The organism is Acinetobacter sp. LCT-H3, assembly GCF_001866125.1.
Taxonomy (GTDB): domain Bacteria; phylum Pseudomonadota; class Gammaproteobacteria; order Pseudomonadales; family Moraxellaceae; genus Acinetobacter; species Acinetobacter schindleri.
Genome location: NZ_MODX01000050.1, coordinates 1 through 7,570 on the forward strand (window position 1 = coordinate 1; position 7,570 = coordinate 7,570).

6 protein-coding genes are annotated in these 7,570 nt (G+C 39.9%); 1 reads left to right on the top strand and 5 read right to left on the bottom strand.

What is annotated here, in order from left to right; genetic code table 11:
* Window positions 1-130: 130 nt before the first annotated feature.
* Window positions 131-2,491 (bottom strand): type I restriction-modification system subunit M, encoded by a 2,361-nt coding sequence (locus BK820_RS14530; RefSeq protein WP_071321304.1) that lies wholly within the window; start codon window positions 2,489-2,491, stop codon window positions 131-133.
* A gap of 194 nt (window positions 2,492-2,685) precedes the next feature.
* Here BK820_RS14530 and BK820_RS14535 point away from each other — a divergent pair, with 194 nt between their 5' ends.
* Window positions 2,686-3,687 carry a hypothetical protein gene (locus BK820_RS14535; protein WP_071321305.1) on the top strand — a complete coding sequence of 334 codons (1,002 nt, stop codon included), beginning with the start codon at window positions 2,686-2,688 and terminating at the stop codon, window positions 3,685-3,687.
* Between the two features lie 19 nt (window positions 3,688-3,706).
* Here BK820_RS14535 and BK820_RS14540 read toward each other — a convergent pair whose 3' ends face one another.
* The 4 genes from BK820_RS14540 to BK820_RS14555 form a co-directional block, all read right to left on the bottom strand.
* The gene (locus BK820_RS14540; protein ID WP_071321306.1) at window positions 3,707-3,937 is read right to left on the bottom strand and encodes a helix-turn-helix transcriptional regulator; all 231 of its coding nucleotides are present in this window, start codon (window positions 3,935-3,937) and stop codon (window positions 3,707-3,709) included.
* Window positions 3,938-4,016: 79 nt separating this feature from the next.
* Window positions 4,017-4,901, bottom strand: a complete 885-nt coding sequence (locus tag BK820_RS14545) for a recombination directionality factor (RefSeq protein WP_071321307.1) — start codon at window positions 4,899-4,901, stop codon at window positions 4,017-4,019.
* Between the two features lie 194 nt (window positions 4,902-5,095).
* Entirely contained in the window at window positions 5,096-6,154 is a 1,059-nt protein-coding gene (locus BK820_RS14550) for a YqaJ viral recombinase family nuclease (RefSeq protein ID WP_071321308.1), read from the bottom strand.
* Between the two features lie 187 nt (window positions 6,155-6,341).
* On the bottom strand, window positions 6,342-7,376 hold the full coding sequence (locus tag BK820_RS14555; RefSeq protein WP_071321309.1) for a DUF932 domain-containing protein: 1,035 nt from the start codon (window positions 7,374-7,376) through the stop codon (window positions 6,342-6,344).
* Between the last annotated feature and the right edge of the window lie 194 nt (window positions 7,377-7,570).

The following is a 7,570-nucleotide window of genomic DNA, read 5'->3' on the forward strand; positions in this document are numbered from 1 at the left end:
CAAACCCGGTACGGTTCAAAGTCACAAATATCTCGAAATCTTAAAACTTCCCAATCATTAGGTATCTCGCCTAAAGCTTCCACACCTGAATCTTTATAAGCATCATATTTATTAAACATTCTGCTTCCCCTTAAAGACCCAAAATCTGTGCAATCAAACCATCGGCTTGTTTCTCAAGACTTAAAATATTCTTAGCCACAGCTTCAAGCGAACGCAACGGCTTATGTTGGTAGAAATACTTATTAAAACTGATCTCATAACCAATTTTCACCGAATCCAAATTAATCCATGCTTCATCCACATGCGGTTTTACTTCATCTAAGAAATATTGGTGAATACGCTGATTTAACGGCACTGATTCGCTGTCACGGATATCTGCATTGCTTTCATAAGTGATGTACTCACCTTTTTTGCCTGTTGCAAAATAACCAAAGTCAGCTAAATCAGATTCTTCACAGCCTAAATGCTCAAGTAGCTCAGCCAACTTATCGCCATTCAACTTCACGACTTTCTTCAGCACTTTCTCAGCGGTTTCGTCATACCAGCTCACGGCATTTAAAATGCTGTTCTTTTCAGATGCAGATAGTTTTAAATCAAGGGATTTAATTGCTTTATCTACGTTGTCTTTAAACACATTAAAGTCACTTGATTCCGCTTCACCCACTTGCGCCATAATTGCTTGAGCAGATTCAAACAACGTCTTGAGTGATGTCCAATGCTTAATATCAAACAGCTTGGCTTTTGCTTTGGTATTTAAGCTGATCTCTTGCTTCTCACACCAATCTAAAACGTCTTTTTCCACTTCTTTGAGCTTGCCTGCTTGGTACAGCGCATCGCCATATTCAGCAAACATATATTCCATTGGCTCAAGCAAGGATTTATCAAAACGTAATGGCTGTAAACGCTCCAAACTAAACTGCGCTTTACGACGATCAGGACGTTCGATATTGACTTTATAATAGCCAAAATCACTATTATTAAAGACCTTAGAGGCTAATCCAATTGGATCATTATTGGCATCTAAACCACGCTCAACATCTTGCCCATTGAGGTACACATTTAAAATTTCCTCAAGATGCTCAGGTGCAAACTCACAGTTCTTTTGTCCTAAGTTTTTACGTAACTTACGGTAAAGCAAACTTGCATCAATCAGTTGTACTTTGCCTTTACGTGACTCAGGCTTGTTATTGGATAACAACCAAATATAAGTGGTAATACCCGTGTTATAGAACAAGTTGTTTGGCAATTGAATGATGGCATTCAGCAAATCATTTTCGATGATATAACGACGAATGTTGGATTCGCCGCCACCTGCATCACCTGTAAATAAACTTGAACCATTATGGACAGAAGCAATACGGCTACCAATACCATTTTGCTCAGGCGAGCTCATCTTACTGACCATTTCCATGAGGAATAAAAGCTGACCATCGCTCGAACGTGGCGTTGCATCTTCTTCTTTCAGTTCACCCCAATAGTTTTTAAGCTCGACTCTAAAACGTGGGTCGATGACTTTTTTATCTTCGACAATGTATTTTTGATCTGATGCCCAGCTTTTACCATACGGAGGATTTGACAACATAAAGTCAAAACGTTTTGAGGCAAACTCATCACTTGCCAAGGTCGAACCCACACGTATGTTTTCAGGGTTATTGCCCTTAATCATCATGTCAGATTTACAGATGGCATAGGTTTCGTCGTTAATCTCTTTTCCGTAAAGGAAGATGTCACGATCTTCATCGCTATAACGCTCTTCAATAAAGTTTTGTGCTTCAGTGAGCATACCTCCACTACCACAGGCAGGATCATAGACAGACAAGGCATACGGAATACGGTCTTTGATTGGGTCAAAGACCAAATGCGTCATCAGGTCAATCACTTCACGTGGGGTAAAGTGCTCACCTGCCTCTTCATTATTTTCTTCGTTAAATTTACGAATGAGTTCCTCAAATACATATCCCATACCGAGGTTAGACAACCCCCCGAGCTTATAGCCATTTGGATCTTGCGTTTCAAATGGGCTGAGGTTGATGTATGGAGATACAAATTTTTCCAATACATCCAACAATACATCTTTGCTTGCCATGTGGCGGATTTGAGCAAATAAGTTAAAGCAATCGATAATTTCTTTAACGTTATCGCTGAAGCCACGTAAGTAGTCTTCAAAGTTTGCCAATAGAATTTGCTGATTATTAGTCGCTGTTTCAAATAAGCTTTTGAGCGTCCATTGTGAGCTGTTATAAAAGACATAGCCTGAAATATGACGGAGTGGTAAATCATCTAATTCAACAAAATCAGGTTCAGCTTGTTGATCCTGAACTTCAGCTAAAATTGCAGCTTTGGTTGGTTCTAATAAAGTATCTAAACGACGTAACACGACCATCGGTAAAATGATGTCACGGTACTTACCACGTACATACACATCGCGTAGACAATCATCCGCAATAGACCAAATGAAAGAAACCAATTTATTGTGAACTGAATGATCCATGTTTAGACCTAAAACTATCATTATATATGTCGCCAATTTAACACTATTTTCAAATAGTTGGGCAGTGTGTATATTGGCTTCTTTAGGCTTATACGCCAAATTATGTCGCGAAATTTGGTCTAATGAATCTACTCATGCGCTCAGACTGCTTTGCGTAAAATTTAATTCTACTTTAATAAAGAACAGGTTCTCATATGGCAGATTTTGATTGGATAACTGAAGACTTAGGACGCATCAAAAATGAGCTTCGATTAGCTCGTAATACAGCAAGCTGCCGAAAAATTTATGATTGCATGAACATTTCTCCTGAGTTAATGGATACTACTGATCTAACACTCGCGTTCAGACGTGCTTTTGGAGTTTTCTTAGATCCATCTCTTATAAGTGTGAAATTTAATATCAATACAGAAACAATATATATATTGAGAGATTGCATACATAAAGACATTATTGAATATGAGCACCCTTTAGAATTAGAAACATATAACTTAAATATTATTAAAGATATAAATTTAGATTCTGATGAAAAATATAGAACTCTTAAAATACTTCTACAAACCAATATAAATCATATTATCAATATTATTACTTTAATAAATAATACATCTGACTTATCACTTTCCAATGATTATTATGAAATAGAAAAAAATATTTATCTTCTTACTCCAGAATTTATTTTATTTTTAGAATTATTTGGAAATCACCATAAAGCTTATGAGTGGTATTTCTCACAATTCGAAGCAGCCACCCAAAAAGAAAATTTTAATAGAATTTCTAATGATTTTAAAATTATAGCCATAGATTATGAAAATGATATTAAGAACCAAATTATCGAAATATCTATAGAAAGTTTCAAAAATTCAAATTACTGTCAAAATAACAAAGACATAAATTTAAAGAATGATTGGGAGTATGTGGGCTATTTAGCTTCAATAAAGGGAATTGAAGTCGCTGTATCTGATACCGAAAACAAAGTATTGGAATCTTTTCTAAAACTAAAAGAATCTCAAAAACTTTTACTTCACTATTATATTTACCAAAGTAAATATGATGATTTATCTATAGATAAGATGCCTACAGATATTAAAAAATATACTTATCTAGACCTATGCACATATTTAGGAATAATAGCTAAAGATATTTGTAAACAAGCATATATCGAATATTCTAATCAAAATGTTTCACAGGAAAAATAAGGGAGCGAAAGCTCCCTTTCTATTCACGGCTTGCCAACTTACTTTCAATCCATTGATGGATCTCATAAGCTGACCAACCGATACGGTTTTGGGTGATTTTGACTTTCTTTGGAAAGGTCGGATCGTAGTAGGGTGAGTTCTCATCCATCATTTCATAGATGGTTGAACGTCCAACGCCAACTAACTCTACGACCTGCTTGATACTAATCAGTTGGTTCATTTGGAATGTTTGTCCTACAAATGTACTCATGGTGTTTACTCCGATCTCATGATGTCGAGCAACTCGCTCATGAGATACGGCAATCCCGTAAGGTTTTACACTGTCCGATTCAATTCAACGCAGTCACTGAGCCTTTTAAACCCTGTTGAATATTAAAAGACTCATTTTTAACAACTGACTGCTGTTGCTCCTCTGTCTGATAAAACTCCTCTACTACATCCAATCCTTCCTCTATATCCATTTCAAATTTCGCATTAGCAAAGCCCTGTCGTGCCATCTGATCGAGTGCCTCTTGATTGAATCCAGCCTGCTTACTTTGCTGATCAATCTCATGTGCAGTGTGAATCGCAGACTGCAAATCCACACCCTCTCTTAATGTTAAATCCACATAATACACAGGCTGACGATAACTCTGCGTTGTACTCTTACCTCGTAATGTCAGTTGTAGTGGCAAGCATGAAAGCAAACCATTTGATGCTGCATGGTAGTAACTCAGTCGAGCTGCCAAAGTCCGAATGCTGTTAAAGCCTGTGGTTCTAAAAATGAATGTGCCAAATTCATCCGACTCATCTAAGTTCACATGTAAACGTCCATATGGTTTGCAGTGTCCACCTTGAGCTAAAGGACATAAATCAGGAGAAGGGCATGGATGCTGTTCAACACCTTGGTTGGTTAAACGCTGACAAGTTTGACCATCACCCACACAGACAGGACGTCCAGTCTGGCGATCAAATAAGATGTATTCTGCGCGTAAGTTCAGATCAGGATCATTAAAGATCATGCGGACAGGGATTGAACGGAGTTTCTGATTCGGAGCATTCGCTCGAAGCTGTTCATCTAATGGGTGCTTGACCCATCCTTCTTTATTTTGGATTTGCGAGGTTATGGTGAATTGATCATCTTTTTCAGGTAGACGTTTGCCATTCTTTTCCACGATTCGACCAATACTGATACGTCCAAGTGTAGGCGGTGTGATCGCTAGACCTTTGATCATGGTGATACTCCTATATTTAATTCCTTACAGATTTGGGTGCTTCTATGTAGGTCAGAACACGGACCAAATAAGTTATCCAAATGTTAAAAAGCTGAGTTTTAGCTGCAAAGATCGCGACCGATTTGCTCTCTATACATGATGTAGAGAGCGGGGAGCGATTTTTGTGCATTTTTGATGAAGTGAATGAGATGGGCTTAATCGATATAGATGTTGAAGCGACGACTGCCCTGTCTTTTCAATGGGTATTGATCAATAAGATCAGGCTGATGCTTAAGCAGTGCTTTGGTATCCAAACTGACACTATCATTGGCTTTCTTCCACACTACTGAACCACGACTAAACGTGGCACGCTCTGCATCCTTCATCATCATTTGGATTTGATGCTTGAGTTGATAGAAGCGTTCTTGCTTATGCTGAATCTCTTCTTTCAGTTTGATCAGCTTATCGAACATGAGATTGGCTGTTTCATTCTGTGATAGATCTTCAACTGTTAGTGGTACATGCATTGGATACAACTGCTGAATGGCTTTGGCTGCCGATTCACTCGCATCCACAGATGGTGGTGTATCCTTTTCCACACATTCCCAGAAGTAACGTTCTGCATTAATGATGTGCTGAATCACAGATTCAGAACGAGTGACTTTAAAGATTTTGGTTTCATGCCCACAGAGCAAAACACAAACATGGGCTGCCTGTTTTCCTGTCACAGCTAATTGGTGCTGTACCTGACACAAGACATAAAGGGGTACGCCATCACGCCACAGCTTTGCTCCATGCTCCCCTGCTGTTTTACATTCAAGGATCTGTACTTCATCACTTCCGACAACGGAGTAATCTAAGTTTGCCAACATGAAATGTTTGTCAGGTTCAGGGTGCTGTAACACTGCATTGACTCGACGTACCTTATTGTTGGTGTGCATGCTGTAATACTCAGCCACTAAAGGTTCAAGTTGCTTGCCCCAATACAGTGGTGCAACCCCTGTACTTTCATCTTCAATGGACTGAGCTTGTCGACCTGTTTTGATTAGCCACAGTTCTAGCATCGACATGTATGGGTTTAATCCACATGCCGTAGCTGCGTCACTGCTACCGATACCTTGCTTACGAACTTCAAGCCAATCTTGATACGCCATATCTTTGGTGCTGACTAAGCGTTTTGCAGAATTAGCTCGCTTGGTTGTGGCTAATGGGTTTAATGCCGTTTGCACACCTGTCTGTACAGATTGATTAGAAATCGGTGCAATTTGATTCATAGTTCTATCCTTATAAATTTCAGTTTTGTAAAAAAGAAGCGCATAAAAAAGCCATACCCGACACGAGGTCGGGTATGGCGATATGCATGCTGATTCAGATTGTTGATTGTGAGTTGAAACTAGATAGCTTTATATGTGTGCTTTATTCAGCGATTGTTGAGACTTGCGGGGTTAGAATTACATGAGCTTAGGCTATCAAGCTCAGAGCTTGTTCTAATCCACGTTGTTTAAGACCTGCGCCTGCACCAAACCATGCTGAATCGAGACGATGATCTGTACTCATGGCACGACGTTCATGATCAACGAATTCCGTGATCGAACACAGTAAGCCATAAGCCGTACCTTTAGCAGATGAAAGATCTGCCCCTCGCCCCTGACCATTAAACATGTCGAGTGCTTTGGTCATAGCTCTTCCATTTGGTTCAGTTTTATTTTGCTGTGGTGGGTTACTTGCCACCTGACGGTAGAACTGAATGATGTTCTCTTCAGGATCAGAAATTGACATGGTGCTATTGTTGAACACAGCATCAAAGTAAGCCTTAGCTTCCTGCTGACTCACCTTACGCTGCGTGAGCTGTTTCATTTCATACATGTGCTCATCCCATGCACGCACTGAAATACCCAATTGCTGTTTCACCTTCTCTGCATCAAACTTGGTGCTATGTGGAACTTTCACTACACCAGCACTACTGCTCTGCCCACGTAATGCAATCGCCAAAGTGTTGTTACAGACCACTCGGATACTGGTGAACTGTGCTGTCGTTGCCAAAGTGCCGTCACACGCAGTAGCCAGCAGGATATAACCATTACTGACATCCTTAGACTTTAAAGCGGAACTTTGACCTGTACGTGCCAAAGCCCAGAACTTCTTCCCACCTTTCAAAACCCCTGCGGTTTCTAACTTAAAGCCAGATTGCTCAGTCAGATCCCGGTAGAACTCCAGAATCTCTTTAGGTTGAACTTCCTGATAACGCTGACTGACTACAGATAAAGGTGCATGGGTATCTGAACGATACAACACTCGCTGTTCTTCAAATGGCATGATAATGCTCTGACCACGTTCATTTTGTGCCATGTAGCTGACATTGGAGGATTCAATCCGCCAGTCCATCCCGGCTTGCTGTGCCCAGACTTCCAGTGGTTGATTCGGACTTAGCTGATTACCGAGACCATGCCAAGGGGTTTCGCCAACATAGGCGATTTGTTCAATTTGATGTGCCATTGATTCGATCTCCTATGCTGATTCAACGAAAGTTCTGCTGACATTGATTACAGTGGTAGTAGGTCATGGTGATAGGCTTTTTCGGCTCATCGAATACACTACTGAATAGACCACCAATAACTGCACCTGCTAGTCCACCAAGTAATGGGGATACAGGTAAAGGTAAGCTCTTTGAGATGGATGAACCGTACCGG

Excerpts from the sequence above, each read along its gene's own strand:
- BK820_RS14530 (WP_071321304.1), bottom strand. The coding sequence starts at position 2,491 with ATGGATCATTCAGTTCACAATAAATTGGTTTCTTTCATTTGGTCTATT.
- BK820_RS14535 (WP_071321305.1), top strand. The coding sequence starts at position 2,686 with ATGGCAGATTTTGATTGGATAACTGAAGACTTAGGACGCATCAAAAAT.
- BK820_RS14540 (WP_071321306.1), bottom strand. The coding sequence starts at position 3,937 with ATGAGTACATTTGTAGGACAAACATTCCAAATGAACCAACTGATTAGT.
- BK820_RS14545 (WP_071321307.1), bottom strand. The coding sequence starts at position 4,901 with ATGATCAAAGGTCTAGCGATCACACCGCCTACACTTGGACGTATCAGT.
- BK820_RS14550 (WP_071321308.1), bottom strand. The coding sequence starts at position 6,154 with ATGAATCAAATTGCACCGATTTCTAATCAATCTGTACAGACAGGTGTG.
- BK820_RS14555 (WP_071321309.1), bottom strand. The coding sequence starts at position 7,376 with ATGGCACATCAAATTGAACAAATCGCCTATGTTGGCGAAACCCCTTGG.